Raw genomic sequence first — 17,087 nt, forward strand, 5'->3', positions numbered from 1 at the left:
AAAATTGTCTCATCAATTTTTTGATAATTGACCACTGTTACATTTGGTAAATCGAGGAGTTGATCAAAATTTATCCACATAACCCACCTCCTGTTCTGTGTTACTATTATACCATGCTCACACAGAACCTAGAAGAGCCCTTAAAGGAGTTTTCTTTTTCTCGTCAGAATATTCAATTGGAAATTATCGGATTAGATTTTATGAACCATAAAGAAAAGTTATTAGAAATTTATGACCAATCCTTAAATTTAGATGATCGGCAACCACTGCTCCCTCAACCCTATCAAAACTATATCCAACAAATTGCTACTAATTGCTCAAAACAAAAGGTAGTTTATACGGTTTTAATAACTTTATTAGTTCATAAAATTCTCTATCCTAATCAAGATATTAGATACCATCAAACTAATTTACCTGGAGGATTTTCAGGAAGAACTATTGATACTCAGTATATTACTCCCACCTTGAAACAATTGGGATTACCAGCTATGGCAGAAAGTGGCTGGCTAACTCGTTCTTTAGAACAACCCTTTCCCTATACTTTAGATTATCAAGGTAAAATTAGTAATCAAAAAACCAAAGATGCTTTTCTGGGTTTAATTGATTTTATTGAAACTAATCCTCAACAAGCTGAAGTTATTTTAAGGCTTTTACTTCATCAAGTTAATCAGATTATCCAGACTCAAAAGATTAAAATTTTGAAGATAGATAATCCTGAACCTTTTGATATCAACACTTTGAGCAGTTGCCTAGAAAATCATTTTAGTTTCAATTATCAAACTCGCGGAGCTTCCAAATTACCTGTTTTAGCACTATATGCAATTTATCAAAGGTTAATTATAGAAGTAGAAAGATACAAATCCTGCACATTAAAACCTCTAGGCAGTCACACAGCTTCTGATCTAACTTCTGGTAGTGCAGGAGATATTGAGATTTTTGATAAAAATAAACAATTAGTAGAAGTTATTGAAATTAAGCATGGTAAGTACATTGATTTACAAATTCTCCGAATTGCCAAAGATAAAATTATCAAATTTAATCCGAGAAGATATTATATCCTATCATCGTTTGATGTTAAACCCACAGAAGTGGAGTTAATCATGTCTGAGATTCAAACTATCAAAAACAATCATGGTTGTCAAATAATCACCAATGGTATTATACCGACAATTAAATATTATCTGAGACTGATATCATCTCCAGAAGAATTTGTCAATACCTATTCCCATCTGATTGAAATAGATTCGGAATTACAAACTATTCATAAATTAAAATGGAACGAAATTTTATCTAATCTTATTTCTCCAATTGAACAAATCTAAACTAGCGAGCTATACTATGGCCAAAATATACCATCTCTGGTGACAGCTTTTCTCAAGATGAAGTGTAACCTAATTGGGTATCGACGACCGACACCCCACAATCCGTCCCCACGAAAAACTTTTTCGGCCAACCCTATCTAGACTACACTTTTTAAGTAGCTAGACACAATTAATTACACATACTTTTGCCTTTTGCCTATCCTAACCAAGAAGTTAATTTTGTCCTATTACTTTATTACTCATGAATCCCCTCGTTAATTATTTTCGCAACCTGCAAGAAATCCACTCCTCCCAAGCAGCAGTAAAAGAAACCTCTTACTACGGCACTCTCGAAACTCTCCTCAACGAAATCGGTAAAACCCTAAAACCGCGAGTACGCTGCATTATCAACCTCAGAAATCAGGGTGCGGGATTGCCGGACGGGGGACTTTTTAACGTCGATCAATTCCCCAAAAATCAAGAATTAGAACCTTTTACGGCGATTTTTCCCGAAAGAGGCGCGATCGAGATTAAGGGAACCAAAGAAGATGTCAAAAAAATCGCCGCCAGCGAGCAAGTACAAAAATACTGGCAAAAATACGGTCAAGTATTAGTCAGCAATTATCGCGATTTTCTGCTCATCGGTCGCAATAGCCAAGGTCAACCGGTAGAATTAGAAGCCTATAGTTTAGCCCCGTCAGAAGCCGAGTTTTGGCTAAAAACCTCAAATCCATCCAAATTTGCCGCCGAACACGGTGATAGCCTCTTAGAATACCTAAAGAGAGTGCTTTTACAGGCGGCTCCTATCACCTCACCGGCCGATGTTGCTTGGTTTCTTGCTTCCTATGCGCGGGACGCAAAAGCACGCTTAGAACATCATTCCGATCTTCCTGCTCTGGCCAATATTCGTCAAGCTTTAGAAAATGCCCTAGGTATCAAATTTGAACGGGAACAGGGGAATAAATTTTTTCGTTCTACCCTCGTGCAAACCCTCTTTTATGGTTTATTCTCCGCTTGGGTATTATGGCACAAGCAAAACCTCAATCGCGAGGATAAAGAGGATAAGTTCGATTGGAAATCCGCAGCCCACCATCTCCATGTTCCCATGTTAGCGATCCTATTCGAGCAGATCGCCGCACCGAGTAAGTTAAAATCTTTGGGATTAGTAGAAGTCTTGAATTGGACCGGTGCAGCTTTAAATCGAGTGCGACGAGAGGAGTTTTTTCGTCAATTCGATGAGGGACAAGCGGTACAGTATTTCTATGAACCATTTTTGCAAGCTTTTGATCCTGATTTACGCAAAGAATTGGGAGTTTGGTACACTCCTCCGGAAATTGTTCGCTATATGGTAGCGCGAGTCGATCGAGTTTTACGAGAAGAATTAAATATCGAGGACGGTTTAGCTAATCCCGATGTTTATATTCTCGATCCTTGCTGTGGAACTGGTGCTTATTTAGTCGAGGTTTTGCGCTATATTACCGATACTTTACAGGAAAATGGGGCGGGTGCTTTAGCCATGGCTTTGGTGAAAAAAGCAGCCATAGAAAGAATTTTCGGTTTCGAGATTTTAACCGCTCCTTTTGTCGTCGCTCATCTACAATTAGGTTTATTCCTGCAAAGTTTGGATGTACCTTTAATAGAAGATAGTGAACGAGTCGGGATTTATCTGACTAATGCTTTAACTGGTTGGCAACCTCCCGATGAGGAAAGTAAACAGAAAATTCAACAGCTACAATTAAGTTTTCCGGAGTTAAATAAGGAACGAGAGGCAGCCGATGAAGTTAAGCGCGGTAAACCGATTTTAGTTATTCTCGGTAATCCTCCCTACAATGCTTTTGCTGGAACCAGTCCCGCAGAAGAAGCAGGTTTAGTGGAAGTGTATAAACAGGGTTTAATCTCCGATTGGGGGATTAAAAAGTTTAATTTGGATGAGTTATATGTGCGCTTTTTTCGTTTAGCAGAAAGATGTATTTCAGAAAATACTGGTAAAGGGGTTGTTTGTTATATTTCTAATTTTTCCTATCTCGGTGATCCTTCTTTTGTGGTGATGCGGCAAAGATTTTTACAAGAATTTGATCGTCTTTGGTTTGATTGTCTCAATGGGGATAGTCGCGAAACGGGAAAGTTAACCCCTGAAGGTAATCCAGATCCTAGTGTTTTTTCTACTCAATACAATAAGGAAGGGATTCGAGTCGGGACAACTATCGGATTAATGGTAAGAAAGGAAGTAAGGAATAAAAATGTTGATGTCTATTTTCGCCATTTCTGGGGAGTTGCTAAACGAGAACAGTTATTAGATAGTTTAAATAATCAAGATTTTGATGCTTTTTATCAAGTCTCTAACCCAGAACAATCTAATCGTTATTCTTTCCGTCCCTCCGATGTTTCTTCTCACTATTTAGCATGGCCAAAGTTAACAGATTTATGTAAAAAACCACCTAGCAATGGATTAATGGAAAAAAGGGGAGGAGCATTAATTGATATTGATAAATCAAGTTTAGAAAAAAGAATTAAAATGTATTATGATACTTCGATAACATGGGAAGAACTTAAAACATTAAAAACTGGATTAACGAAAGATGCTAGTGGATTTGAAGCCAAAAAAGTACGCTTAAAAGTTCAAAAATCAGAAGGTTTTCAACAAAATAACATTATACGCTATTTAATTCGACCTTTTGAAGTTAGATGGTGTTATTACAGCAAGATTAGTCCTTTATGGAATCGTTCCAGACCTGATTTATGGTCACAATGTTGGGAGGGAAATTCATTTCTTATGAGTCGTCCAGCAGGAGTTGCTAATCCTGAAGGAATACCAATATGTTATACACAATTGTTAGGAGATAATGATTTTCAAAGAGGTCATGCTTATTATTTTCCTATACGATTACGTCAAAATTTAGAGAAGGTGAATACAGAAGATAATACTCAAGGAAAATTATTCGATTCCAGTAACTTGAATATTCCTTCAATAAAAGCCAATCTTTCAGAAAAATCTCGTCAATACTTAAATCAACTGGGTATTAATAATCTTGATGAAAATATCGAGAATGCTTCCTTAATTTGGCTGCACGCATTAGCGATTGGGTACTCTCCCTTGTATCTTGGGGAAAATGCCGACGGTATTCGTCAAGACTTCCCAAGAATTCCCCTTCCCAATAGCCAAGAATTATTAATTAAATCTGCCCAACTAGGACAAGCGATCGCATCTCTTTTAGACACAGAAAACCCCGTTATAGGAGTCACCAAAAAACCGACCCCTGCACTGCAAAAAATCGCCTTGATTTCCTGCACTGATGGGGGAAATTTAAACCCAGATAAGGGGGATTTAATTATTAACGTCGGTTGGGGACACGGGGGTAAAAATGGCGTGACAATGCCGGGTAAAGGAAAAGCGATCGCCAGAAAATATACAACCACAGAAATGAGCGTAATTAGCCCAGAAATGCGAAAATTATTAGGAACCAAAACCTATGATATTTATCTCAATGATCGAGCCTATTGGCAAAATATACCGGCCCGGGTTTGGGAATATACCATCGGGGGTTATCAAGTTATTAAAAAATGGCTAAGTTATCGCGAGGAAAAATTATTAGGACGGGGATTAACTATCGCAGAAGTGCAGGAAGTAAGCGAGATGACTAGGAGAATTACTGCGATTATTCTCCTAGAATCAGACCTAGATGATAACTACCAAAATATCAAAACAGCCGTGTATTCTTTTTAATTAGGGTTGGCTGATTAAATCTAAAAACCTTGTGGGAGGCGAAATTTTGACTTTTTCCCTGAAAATCGGTAAAATCCCACACCCCACACCCGTTCGGCTGAGCTCACGGCCGAAGCCCACACCCCACACCCCACACCCTACACCCCACACCCTACACCCCACACCCTACACCCCACACCCCACACCCTACACCCCACACCCCACGAAAAACTTTTTGGGCAAACCCTAATTATTGCCCCCCCAATAGCCATCGTTGCCCCTTGCGAGCAGCGAATCATTAATAATTTCTTTCTAAACGGCAAAACCGATAAAAATTTTCTATCAAAAAACTGGCAAAAATTGGCAAGACGAAAAATGCTGATCAGCTTGGAACATCTGAGATAGAGCATCGTCAATCTGGACATTCAAAATGTCACCAACTTGCTGTGATCCCGGTGCTAATGGTCAGAGGGAGACTTGCATGATTTCAAAATCTAAGTTAATCTCACCTAAAAGTCACCTTTAGGTATTTTGACTAAAAAGTAAAGTTGCTTAACTTCTACTCTAGCCTCAAGGCTAATGCTGAAAGCTAGACCCATCGGCTTAATCCACTGGCTCTAGCTAACTCTTTACACCACAGGAGGTCTGTTTGAAAGAGACTTTTATCCACAACCCCATGACATCCGCTACCCCAGAACAGAATTGCACCGCTGAGTCTAACCGAGTCCGTTACTCAGTTGCTCTACTGGGATTAGCACTCTCTCTGGGAGTACCTAGCATTCTCAACTCCACCTCAGAATCAGCCCAGGCCGCCAATTCTCTACCCTTAGAATGGGAAGTGATCGACCTGGCCCAAAAAGCCAAGGCTGCGGGTAAAGAACTAAAAGAACCGCAAATAATCCAATCCCAAGCACTCGCCACCGTCAAATTCATCGCCACATCAGTGGTTGAGCATCAAGTAAAATCGGGAGAGTCCCTGTGGAGTTTAGCCGACACCTATCAAACTACCCCTACAGCGATCGCTAGTAGCAATAATCTCTCCCCCCAATCCGATCTGATTATCGGACAAACTTTAAAAATACCCACTCCTGAGCAGTTGCCCTCGGCAGCCCCGGCAGCAACTCCTGAGCAGTTGGATAGTTCCTCTGCTAGTCTGCGTCAAACCCGTCAACGTCTCCAAGAAAGTTTGGCCGCCTTGCGAACCGAGGAAAACCCCCATCAGTCCAATTCCGGGGAAACGGTAATCGTCACCGAAACTACCGCTCTCGTTCCCGATAATTCGCCAACTAGCGTCGAGATTCCCGTTATTGCTCCCGAAGAATCCCCCCGACCAACCGGCCAGGTGATCCCGATTCCCGTTCCCACCCCTGAAAGCGATCGCCCGATAGCCACAATTCCCCTTAATCCTCCCTTGACAAGCAGACCGGAAATTCCTAGCGTTGCCCTACGAAATCCGGCTCCTGTGACTGAAATTCCCGCCATTCCCAATCCTCGGGTCATAGTTCCCCCAGAAAACCAAGTTTATCGGGTTCGGCCAGGGGATACCTTAAACACGATCGCTCGCGCTCTCGGCATCACCCCCGCCGAATTAGCTAGGGAAAACGGCATTGACAACCCCAACCGGATTAAAGTCAATCAAACCCTAGTGGTTCCCGATCGCTCTGCCAACGCTAGAGTTAATCAAAATCTTACCCCCTTGGTCGGCGATCGCCCTAGGTTGTCCTTTAACCCCAGCAATCGGCAAAATTTGCCCGCCGCCACCGCCACCACGGAGACGGAAGAATTCCCCGAAAATATCACCGGCAGCTATCGGGAAAGACTGCGCCAAGAGGTGGCCAATCTGCGGGAAACTAACCTTTCGGAAACCCAGAAAAGTATCGCTATTCCCGTCGATAATCCCGCAGAAACCCCCGATGATCGGCAAATAACCGCTAATCCCCAATGGACCGCCCTTCGTTCGCGTTCTAACCAAAGCACCCCCCCCCAGATTATCGGTTCGGCTCCTACCAATGTGGAAGAATATAATGACCGCCTACGAATTCCCGTCGGCGAAACCGTAGAACCTTCCCTTCCTCCCCTCACTAATCCCGATGAGCATTTACCTAATCCCACTCCTATTTTTACTGGCTTTATCTGGCCCACTAGGGGGGTGTTAACCTCCGGTTTCGGTTGGCGCTGGGGCAGACCTCATCGCGGCATCGATATCGCCGGTCCAGTGGGTACACCAGTTGTGGCGGCGGCCGCCGGTGAAGTAATCTCCTCCGGTTGGAATTCTGGCGGTTATGGCAATCTGGTGAAACTGCGTCACCCCGATGGTAGCGTCACTCTCTATGCCCATAACAGCCGTCTGCTGGTGCGTCGCGGCGAAACTGTTGAGCAAGGCGAGCCAATCGCGCAGATGGGTAGCACCGGTTTTAGCACCGGCCCCCACCTACATTTCGAGGTTCACCCCTCTGGCCAGGGCGCAGTTAATCCCATCGCTTTCCTGCCAGGCAGACGTTAAACATACCCCCAAAGGGAAGAAAAAATCTTCCCTTTTTTGCTCTTGTGCAATTGGGTGATTATGTGTTATGATTGATAACTGTGTAAACAACGGCTTAGTAGCTCAGTTGGTCAGAGCAGGGGACTCATAAGCCCAAGGTCGGCAGTTCAAATCTGCCCTGAGCCATTTTAGGAAAACCTAAGTGTAGAATTTTAGAAATACAGAATCTTGCTTGAAGATTATCTCGTTCCCCGGTTCTACCTGATCACTGCCCCCCACCAAAGCCTTTTTTTTGATTTCTGGAAATTCGCACCCATAAGTATGGGAAAGGGCTTGACTTAGGCGGCGGTTTGCGTTATGCTTTTTTTATAATGGTAATCTGTGCCAATCTTAGATGATTGTCAATATTTCCATTATGAATAAAATCTTTTAAAAATATTATCTCAAAATCTCCCCAGAAAAGCAAGCAAAATTTTGCCAATAATTGTTAAGTTTTGTTAAAAAGAAATGGAGAGATCAGCCTTTATTTTTTCCCTTGCAGTAAGCCAAAACGAATTAAACCCGACTCGTAACCGCGCCGCATTAACCCTAAAGATAAAGCCCCTTGGATAGTAGTGTAACCGCTTGCTAACAGACCAGCGATCGCATCTGGGGTTAGGGCCGAGTCAATCACCACATCCCAAAAGGCCGCCACCGATAGAGACCAATCATCGGTTTTTAGGTCTTGAAAGCCAATGTCACCGGCAATATCGGCGTATTCTGGCAAAGAAATCACATAGGGCAGACAATAAACCTGATAAATCTCGTTTAATAGTTTAATCTCCCCTTCCGTTAAATTACCGGCCAGGGAAGTGGTGGGACGATGACACCAAGTAGCCATCAAAAAAGTCCCCCCGGGCTGCAAAACCCGATAACATTCTCGCAGAAATTGCCTTTTATCGGGCATATGTTCGCCACTTTCCAAAGACCAGACCAGATCAAAATTATTCTCAGGAAAGGGGGTTTTTAGGGCATCAGCCACACAAAAACTGACTTTTTCTTCTAAATTAAACTCTTGCGCTCTTTGGCTGGCTCTAGCGGCTTGTACCGGGGAAAGGGTAATCCCCACCGCTTGGCTGTGAAATTTTTCGGCCAGATAAAGACTACTGCCACCAATACCACAACCTACATCAAGAATCCGATTAGCACCGGTGACATGACCCCAAGTTAATAATTCTTCTATTAAATCAATTTGTGCCTGACGGCGATCGAGTTTAATCTTGCCGCCGCGACCGTAGTAACCATGGTGCATATGTTCGCCCCAAATCCTTTCCCACAGTCCACTAGAGGAGTCATAAAAATCGGCTATTCGTTGATAAAGTTCCATGGTGATTTCCTAGTTAAGAGAGGTACTCCTGCCAGAGATTAGCCGGATATGTCATACCAAATCCTGTTGAAAAAGTACGGTAAAGTGGGAAGTGGCAAGTGGGTTTTCAAAGTTCGATGTGTTTTACTTTATCTTAATATCATTCGATCTTGTTCGACTTTATCTTAATATCATAGGTTCCGATTTTTGCAAGAGGTCTTATGATTAAGGCAGGATTAAAACTACTGGCTGTTTTGATTTTTAGTATTTTTAGCTGCTATGGAGTGGTCTTAGCCGAGGAAGCACCCAAGCTATCTGGTTATCAGGCAGATTTAAGCCAAACATCTGTTTCTGGTCTTTCATCAGGGGCCTTCATGACGGCTCAATTCCATGTGGCCTACTCAGATAGGCTGGTGGGAGCAGGTATAATTGCTGGCGGTCCTTTTTTTTGTGTAGGTTCTTACGAGACGGATCCAGAGCAATTTCTCGAGCAAGCGACATCAACTTGCATGAATCCTCTGACTGAGTCAGTAGGACCGGATGGGAAAAGATTATTTAAAAAAGCGCAAGAACTGGCCAAGGCTAACAAAATTGCCGATCTCAACAACTTAAAAGATGATCGGGTCTATCTATTCAGTGGTTCAAGTGATCGCGTAGTTAAAACTGTCGTCGTTGACAAAGTAAAAGATTTTTATCAAGCTGCCGGCTTGCCCTCAGAGAATATCAAATACGAAAAGAATATCAATGCTGGTCATGCCATAATTGTCGAGGAGTCTAGGGTCTCATGTTCAGATACTAAGTCACCCTTTATAAACGACTGCGATTTCATGCAATCCCATCGGATTTTAGGGCATATTTATGGCAAGTTGAATCCAGCAGTTGATTCTAATAGATTAAGTGGCCAGATTATTCGGTTTGACCAGAGTGAGTTTATTGAGGGTAAAAAGACGAGTATGAGTCGGGAGGCTTATGTTTATGTGCCTGAAGCCTGTAAAAAAGAAAGCTGCAAAGTTCATGTAGCTATTCATGGTTGCAAACAGGGGGCAACGGAAATTGATGATACTTACTACACTAAAACTGGCTACAATGAAATAGCTGATACCAACAGGATAATTGTCCTATATCCCCAGGTTGAACCGTCAGCATCAATCCCTTACAATCCCCAGGGATGCTGGGATTTTTGGGGATATTCTAGTGCAGATCCAGATAATCCTGTCTTTTATACTAGAGAGTCTCCCCAGATGAGGGCAATTGTCGCTATGTTGGAACGGTTGGCTGAACCGCGCCCTCAATAATTTAATCTTTTTGCTGGCACAGACAGAGAAATACATTAAGCAGTTTACGAGGAAACTACCATGCAAAACGAGCTAGTTAAACAGTGGATTGACTCGAACAAGTTGGCAATAGAGTCCTTCAAGAATATTACGGCCACTAATGTGAACGCGATGGATGCCATGTTAACAAGTTTTGTTAACCCCAGTGCTTTCGCTGAACTAAGCAAGGGTTATCTAAGCTTGACCAAAGAATTGGGGGAAGTTTATACCGATAGTATTAATGAACTATTTCAAAGCCAACTGAAGCTGGTGAATTTACAGGCAACCTCTGAGTCTTTTAAGGACTTGGGTGAAATTTATGTCAGTTCGATGACCAATATCGGACTAAAGCAAGCAGAATTGATGAGCCTGTATCTAGAAACTACAGCCAAGTATCTAGAGATATTAAAGAGCGCTCAAAAAGTAGATGATCTATTTAATGTCCAAACCAGTATTTTTAGCGAACTTCAAGAAAAGTTGAAGGGGAATATGCTCGAAACAATGGGAGTTCTTAACTCTATCAATACTGCTCTGGATAATTGGACTCAAAAAAGCCTTGACGCATTCGCATCTGATCAGAGTTAAAAGAACTTGATCTTGCGGGTTATGTCTTTGGCCAAGTTCTCGGGTTGTTGCCCCAAACATATCCCCAACGGCGCGCAAGTGCCAGCGCCGCTGCATTGGCCGTCGGGGTATCCAGAAAGACTGGCGCCCCAGGAGCATCAGCTAACAGGGCTTGTAGCAGCTTGTTATCGCTCTTCCTGGACTTCTGGAAGAGCGATAACCCGAAACTCTCAACCACGGACAAAACCCTTTCAAGTCTATCAATGGCTAGGTGGGGTGAAGACCATCAAACCCGACAGCAACCCCGAAAATCGTGTCAGAATAGATCATTGTAGTCACTGATGATCTTTGAGAAAAATATTTATATGTTAAGACGGGACAGCTACGATTTAATCATTGTCGGGGGCGGCATAGTCGGAACCACCCTAGCGGTGGCCTTAAAAAATACAGGATTAAATATCGCTATGATCGAGGAACGTCCCCTAGAGGTGGCCGCCTCCCGTCGTCAAGCTTATGCCCTCTCGCTGATGTCCAGCCGGATTTTTACAGGCTTGGGTATCTGGGATCAAATCTCGCCCAGTATCGGTAAATTTCGTCATATTCGCCTTTCTGATGCCGATTTTCCGATTTTTGTCCCCTTTGTGGTCGATGAACTAAAAACCGATTATTTGGGCTATGTGGGCGAACATCAAGTGATTTTAACCGCCCTGCACAAGGCCAGCCAAGATTGCGATCGCATTGACTGGTTATCCCCTGCTAAAGTGTTAGAAGTGGAGTACGGAGGAGAAATAGCCACTGTCACCCTGGCAGAAGCCGGTCAAACCCGAAAAATCACCGCAAAATTAGTTATCGGGGCCGATGGGGCCAAATCCGCTATCCGGCAAGGGGCGCAAATTAAAACCAAAGGTTGGAAATATTGGCAATCCTGTGTCGCTTTCACCATTAAACATCAACTCGATCGCAACGATACCGCCTTTGAAAGATTTTGGCCCACCGGTCCCATGGGCATTTTACCGCTCCAGGGTAATCGCTGTCAGATCGTTTGGACAAATCCCCATGAAGAAGCGAAAAAACTGCAAGAAATGCCCGAAGCGGAATTTATCAAGAAATTAGAGGCATATACGGGGGGATTACTGGGAAAAATAGCATTAGTTAGCCCCCGCACTCTCTTTCCCGTACAGTTAATGCAGAGCGATACCTATGTTAAACCCCGACTGGCTTTAATTGGTGATGCTGCTCACTGTTGTCATCCCGTCGGTGGTCAAGGTTTAAATTTAGGCATTCGCGACGCAGCCGCTTTAGCGCAGGTATTAAAGGAAGCAGTAGAAAAGCAAGAAGATATAGGAGCGCTTTCTACCCTAAAATCCTACGAAAAATGGCGTAGATCGGAGAATTTAGCGATTTTAGGCTTCACAGATTTTCTAGATCGCCTGTTCTCCAATAACTGGCCGCCTATCGTTGTCATCCGTCGTCTCGGATTGGCAATGATGCGCGGTTTCCCCCCGTTGAAATTGTTTGCCCTGCAATTAATGACGGGATTAAAAGGACGTATTCCCCAATTAGCTAGGACTTGCTGAATAGATCTAAAAACCTTATTGGGTAAGACCTTTAGACTTTTTGTCAATCAAAAAGTACCAGATATGGGAGTGATCGAGGGGAAATTTAGGCACTTTTTCCCTGAAAATTAGGTAATTGGCCACCTCAAAACTGGTAAAACTCTACACCCCACACCCCACACCCTGTCCCCACGAACAACTTTTTCACCAAACCCTAGCTAGATAGCTGGCCGCTAATTCCGGGGATGGGGGAGAAAGGAAGAAAAAAAAAGCTTGCAAAATGCGGCGATTATCGCTATGATGGTTAAGGTTCAATATCGGGGCGTAGCGCAGCTTGGTAGCGCACTACTTTGGGGTAGTAGGGGTCGTGGGTTCGAATCCCGCCGCTCCGATTGCAGAAAAACAGAGAGTCAGGTAGGGATGCACCTAATCCCTACTTTATTCTGTTTACTCGGAATTTTCTTAATTTATCAGCGTTTCTGATCAAGTTAGTTCACCATTAGAATCACTGCTTTAGTCGAAAATGTCTCATCAAATATCAGCTTACGGTTCCTGGAAATCACCGATTACCTCCGATCTAATTGTGGCAGCATCGATTAGTCTTGGTGGTGTAACTGTAGATGGAGAAGATATTTATTGGTTAGAAGGCAGACCACAGGAAAAGGGGCGAAATGTTTTAGTTAAATTAAACCCCGACGGCACAACCACAGACATCACTCCAGTGCCTTTTAATGTGCGAACTCGTGTCCATGAATACGGGGGAGGTTCCTATCTAATTGTTGCCGGAATTATCTATTTTTGTAATTTTGCTGACCAAAGAATTTATCGCCAAACTGCTGATAGTTTACCCCAACCTCTAACCCCAGAAAATTCCTGTCGTTATGCGGATTTAATTCTCGATAAATTTGGCAATCGTTTAATCTGTATTTGTGAAGATCATAGCCAAAAAGATCGAGAACCAGTTAATAGTATTGTCAGCATCGATGTAGATACGGGAGAAATAAAAACTTTAGTATCTGGCGATGATTTTTATACCTCTCCTCGCTTAAGTGCCGACGGTTCTCGATTAGCTTGGATTAGTTGGAATCATCCTAATATGCCCTGGGATAGTTCTTTTCTCTGGGTGGCGGATATTAATAATCTTTATTTGACTAATATTCGGGTTGTTGCTGGTGGTGAAAATGAGTCAGTGTGTGAACCGCGCTGGTCCGCCGATGAACAGTTATATTTTACTAGCGATCGCAATAATTTCTGGAACTTTTATTGCTTTAAACACGATGAACAAATAGAACCAGTTCTCGAACCGATCGAGGCTGAATTTGCCTATCCTCATTGGTTTTTTGGTTTATCTAACTACGGTTTTGCCAGCGAATCACAGATTATTTGTAGCTATACAAAAGATGGTCATTGGCATTTAGGAAGTATCGATACTGTTAATCGAGAATTTCAAGAAATTATTACTGCTGATACTAACATTTCTTCCCTACAAGTTAGCGATAACAAAATAGTTTTTATTGGCGGTTCTTTCAGGGAAGTAACGGCGGTTGTCTCAATGGATTTAGCCACAGGAACGAGAGAAATTCTCAAATCTTCCAGTAATTTAACTATTTCTAGCGATTATTTCTCGATTCCGGAAATGCTCGCTTTTCCCACCAGTCAGGGACTAACGGCCTATGCTTGGTATTATCCCCCCAAAAACCCCGATTATACCGCCCCCAATGGCGAATTACCGCCCCTTTTAGTCAAAAGTCACGGTGGACCGACGGCCGCGGCGACCTCTAGTTTAAGTCTGCGGGTGCAATACTGGACCAGTCGCGGTTTTGGCTATCTAGATGTCAATTATGGCGGTAGTACGGGTTATGGTCGTCAATATCGTCAGCGTTTGCAGGGAAATTGGGGAATTGTCGATGTGGAAGACTGCATCAACGGGGCAAAATATTTGGTTAATCAGGGATTAGTCGATGGGGAAAGATTGGCAATTTCTGGAGGCAGCGCCGGTGGTTATACAACTTTAGCAGCCCTAACTTTTCATGATACTTTTAAAGCAGGAGCTAGTTATTACGGAGTTAGTGATTTAGAGGTTTTAGCCACCGATACCCATAAATTCGAGTCGAGATATTTAGATAAATTGGTGGGACGTTATCCTGAAGAAAAGGAAATTTACTATCAGCGATCGCCTATTCATTTTACTGCTCAGTTATCCTGTCCGGTGATCTTTTTCCAAGGTTTAGAAGATCGAGTGGTTCCACCCAATCAAGCGGAAATGATGGTAGAAGCTTTAAAGGCGAAAGGTTTACCCGTCGCTTATGTTCCCTTTGCCGGAGAACAACACGGATTTCGTCAAGCTGAATCGATAAAACGAGCATTAGATGCAGAATTTTATTTTTATTCCCGTCTCTTTGGTTTTACTGCTGCTGATAATTTAGAACCCGTAGAAATTAAGTAGGGTTTGCTGAAAAAGTGTATTGGTGGGGTCAGGAGTCGGGAGTCAGGAGTTTCAGGCTTTGTTGTCTTTCTTTTTGTACCAGTTTATGTACTACAAGAAGAATAATGCAAGGTTTTTGAATGTCCCAATCCTATTTTCGCAGCATGAACATCAGATTTTAACAGATCAAAAGCCTTATTTTAAAAGGGTTTTACCATTATTCAGCAAACCCTAATTATTAGTTGAATTTTTCTTGTCCCGATTCGATACTTTATTGATTGCGGATAACTTTCTCATTATCAATTTCCGTCCCAGATTTTTAAATAGGCATTTTCCATATTTTGGGCGAATTTTTTCCCTTGCCAGAGGGGGGCTGTGTCACGATTTCCTAACAGTTGATGGCTGATCTCTTGACGAAAGGAACGATCGAGTCCTAATTTTACTCCCCAGTGGATATATTCTGCCTCATTCCAGCCAATTCCGGCTTCAATACCAGCATTAATCATAAAAGTATAACTATTGCGGGCGGAAAATTGTTCTCCTACTAATGTAACTAAAGGGATTCCTTGCCATAAAACTTCTAATACCAATTTTCAATAGTCGTGACTAACATCTAAAAGCGCAATTCCTGTCCGAGAGCGGAATTGCGCTTTGGAATAATCAACTAAGTCTGTCATCACTTTTGAAAAATGATATAAGGTGGTGGTAGCCCCATTGTAGGGATAGGTATCTAATACCACATCGGCAATCTCTAAATTAGCGCGATGGGTATATTCATCGATATCTCTCGGTAAAAACCGCAATCTTTGGGGATTAACTCCCTCCCGAATCGCTATTTCAGTAAATAATTCTTGAATTTTTTCAGTCTTACCGACTCCCTTAATCAGAAAATAACTATTAGGGACTTGTGCGAGAATTTTCATCTGAAGTTTAATGGTATCAGGATGGCGTTTCATGCCACTTTGTACGGAAAAATAGATGGTAGCATCGGGGGGAATTTCTAAATCTTCTCGACGGAGATTGGGAGTGCCGATTTCAAAACCATCCACTGCTAAATATGTCTCTGGTAAACGATAGATTTTTTCTCGATAATATTCCTCCGCTTGCTGGGGTAAAACGTAGGGATCGGCGATATATAGCGGTAAGCGCTTGAGTGAGATACAAACCAAGCTTTGCCTAGCATGGTTTATAGATCGTGACACTGTACCTCATACGACTGCACACCGCTATAGTAATCAATAGTTGCTAATCCAGAAGCATCCCAACCTAACCAAGTCACTTGTTTTGCTGCGGGTTTCAGGGCGATAATCTGATTGGTGAGATTATGGGTTAAACTATCTAAATCTACTAGAATATCTATCTGATCCTGTTGAATTTGTTGGGCAACTTCTAGGGGATTTTGAGCGTAGGGAAAATGACGGATAATATCTCGGCTATCCCGGAACCATTGACGGGTAATTTCATCTTCTTCTTGGTTAATAGTATAGATGGCTATTTGCAATTTTTCTCGATCATGATGGTGAATCAACCAACGACTTAACCAACCGACAGAATGATGTTTTAAGGTACTGGCAAGATAACCAATAGTTAGTTTTTCTGAAGCTTTTTTGAGCGTAACTAAAGGAGTTTTAAAACTATTATTATCAAGAAAAATTTCGGCGACGCAATTAGTTAATTGTCGATTGGCTAAGGCTCGATCGCCTAGGTAGGGTAGGGGACTAGAAACATTGAGAAAGCTAGTTTTAATAATCGGTTCTAAAGTGATATTTTTCTGACGGGTTAATTCCTGTAATAAATTATGATATTCTTGATAAATATGATCAATTTCTTGCCAAACTCCCCAGCGCAAAAGTATTAACAAAATTAGATAATTACTGTATAACTTTAGGGTTGGAGTTAGACAAATTTCTCGCAATTGATAGGCAGTTATCAAAGAATTATCAAAGTCTTCTGCTAAAATATAGAGGTTAACCAATTGTTCCAAAAGACTCAGATCATTTGGTCTTAATTGCAGACAAAGTTTAATAATTTCCACTCCAAAAGTGGGACTTTGTTGCTCGTTGGTGACTCGTGCTGCTATCTGAAAAGCTTGCGGGATAAAACTATCGGCTAATTCCTCCAGGTAGGGTAAACTTGCTTGAGCTAAATCTAAAGTTAATTCATGGGGATATAAAAGACTTTTGAGAACTACATTTAAAAGCAATTCTCGATCGGGATTAGATATGAGATTGTCTTGAATAGGATAATTAAGTAGTTCTGGCTCTACCGAACCTGTCATGCAAAACTATCAACAACTCATGCTTGTAAAGTTTGTACAATAGGGCTTTGAGTTTTTGTTAGATTGATATTTATCAACTTTAGAGCATTGCTGGACAGAGAGGGAGCTTGGGGAATTTTC

Annotated in this window: 9 protein-coding genes, 2 tRNA genes and 1 pseudogene; 10 read left to right on the forward strand and 2 right to left on the reverse strand. The window is 42.2% G+C overall.

The window, feature by feature from the left end; translation table 11 throughout:
• Positions 1–113: 113 nt before the first annotated feature.
• The 5 genes from IM485_RS01700 (at position 114) to IM485_RS01720 (ending at position 7,672) form a co-directional block, all read left to right on the forward strand.
• Complete coding sequence (locus IM485_RS01700) at positions 114–1,322, forward strand: hypothetical protein (RefSeq protein ID WP_287740820.1); 1,209 nt, start codon at positions 114–116, stop codon at positions 1,320–1,322.
• 241 nt (positions 1,323–1,563) lie between these two features.
• A complete protein-coding gene (locus tag IM485_RS01705) occupies positions 1,564–5,025 on the forward strand; it encodes a type ISP restriction/modification enzyme (RefSeq protein WP_287740822.1) in 3,462 nt (1,153 codons plus the stop codon).
• A gap of 31 nt (positions 5,026–5,056) precedes the next feature.
• Positions 5,057–5,254, forward strand: coding sequence for a hypothetical protein (locus IM485_RS01710; protein WP_287740825.1), 198 nt, complete (start codon positions 5,057–5,059; stop codon positions 5,252–5,254).
• Between the two features lie 426 nt (positions 5,255–5,680).
• On the forward strand, positions 5,681–7,507 hold the full coding sequence (locus tag IM485_RS01715; protein WP_287740828.1) for a peptidoglycan DD-metalloendopeptidase family protein: 1,827 nt from the start codon (positions 5,681–5,683) through the stop codon (positions 7,505–7,507).
• Positions 7,508–7,598: 91 nt separating this feature from the next.
• Positions 7,599–7,672 (forward strand) — tRNA-Met (locus IM485_RS01720).
• Between the two features lie 337 nt (positions 7,673–8,009).
• Here IM485_RS01720 and IM485_RS01725 read toward each other — a convergent pair.
• Positions 8,010–8,852 (reverse strand): methyltransferase domain-containing protein, encoded by an 843-nt coding sequence (locus IM485_RS01725; RefSeq protein WP_287740831.1) that lies wholly within the window; start codon positions 8,850–8,852, stop codon positions 8,010–8,012.
• Between the two features lie 200 nt (positions 8,853–9,052).
• Between IM485_RS01725 and IM485_RS01730 the strand changes: the two genes are divergently transcribed.
• The 5 genes from IM485_RS01730 (at position 9,053) to IM485_RS01750 (ending at position 14,710) form a co-directional block, all read left to right on the forward strand.
• Positions 9,053–10,126, forward strand: a complete 1,074-nt coding sequence (locus IM485_RS01730; RefSeq protein ID WP_104396256.1) for an extracellular catalytic domain type 2 short-chain-length polyhydroxyalkanoate depolymerase — start codon at positions 9,053–9,055, stop codon at positions 10,124–10,126.
• Between the two features lie 60 nt (positions 10,127–10,186).
• Positions 10,187–10,729, forward strand: coding sequence for a phasin family protein (locus IM485_RS01735; RefSeq protein WP_104396257.1), 543 nt, complete (start codon positions 10,187–10,189; stop codon positions 10,727–10,729).
• A gap of 344 nt (positions 10,730–11,073) precedes the next feature.
• On the forward strand, positions 11,074–12,285 hold the full coding sequence (locus tag IM485_RS01740; protein WP_287740841.1) for an FAD-dependent hydroxylase: 1,212 nt from the start codon (positions 11,074–11,076) through the stop codon (positions 12,283–12,285).
• Between the two features lie 297 nt (positions 12,286–12,582).
• Positions 12,583–12,656 (forward strand) — tRNA-Pro (locus tag IM485_RS01745).
• 131 nt (positions 12,657–12,787) lie between these two features.
• Positions 12,788–14,710, forward strand: coding sequence for a S9 family peptidase (locus tag IM485_RS01750; RefSeq protein ID WP_287740834.1), 1,923 nt, complete (start codon positions 12,788–12,790; stop codon positions 14,708–14,710).
• Between the two features lie 278 nt (positions 14,711–14,988).
• Here the strand turns inward: IM485_RS01750 and IM485_RS22625 are convergent.
• Positions 14,989–16,946 (reverse strand): annotated as a pseudogene (locus IM485_RS22625) (O-linked N-acetylglucosamine transferase, SPINDLY family protein); the annotation flags it as partial.
• Positions 16,947–17,087: the final 141 nt, after the last annotated feature.

Source organism: Microcystis sp. M169S2 (assembly GCF_020245865.1).
GTDB lineage: Bacteria > Cyanobacteriota > Cyanobacteriia > Cyanobacteriales > Microcystaceae > Microcystis > Microcystis ichthyoblabe_A.

What these genes read in the sequence shown, in the direction of transcription:
- IM485_RS01700 (WP_287740820.1), top strand. Translation starts at nt 114, where the DNA reads ATGCTCACACAGAACCTAGAAGAGCCCTTAAAGGAGTTTTCTTTTTCT.
- IM485_RS01705 (WP_287740822.1), top strand. Translation starts at nt 1,564, where the DNA reads ATGAATCCCCTCGTTAATTATTTTCGCAACCTGCAAGAAATCCACTCC.
- IM485_RS01715 (WP_287740828.1), top strand. Translation starts at nt 5,681, where the DNA reads ATGACATCCGCTACCCCAGAACAGAATTGCACCGCTGAGTCTAACCGA.
- IM485_RS01725 (WP_287740831.1), bottom strand. Translation starts at nt 8,852, where the DNA reads ATGGAACTTTATCAACGAATAGCCGATTTTTATGACTCCTCTAGTGGA.
- IM485_RS01730 (WP_104396256.1), top strand. Translation starts at nt 9,053, where the DNA reads ATGATTAAGGCAGGATTAAAACTACTGGCTGTTTTGATTTTTAGTATT.
- IM485_RS01735 (WP_104396257.1), top strand. Translation starts at nt 10,187, where the DNA reads ATGCAAAACGAGCTAGTTAAACAGTGGATTGACTCGAACAAGTTGGCA.
- IM485_RS01740 (WP_287740841.1), top strand. Translation starts at nt 11,074, where the DNA reads ATGTTAAGACGGGACAGCTACGATTTAATCATTGTCGGGGGCGGCATA.
- IM485_RS01750 (WP_287740834.1), top strand. Translation starts at nt 12,788, where the DNA reads ATGTCTCATCAAATATCAGCTTACGGTTCCTGGAAATCACCGATTACC.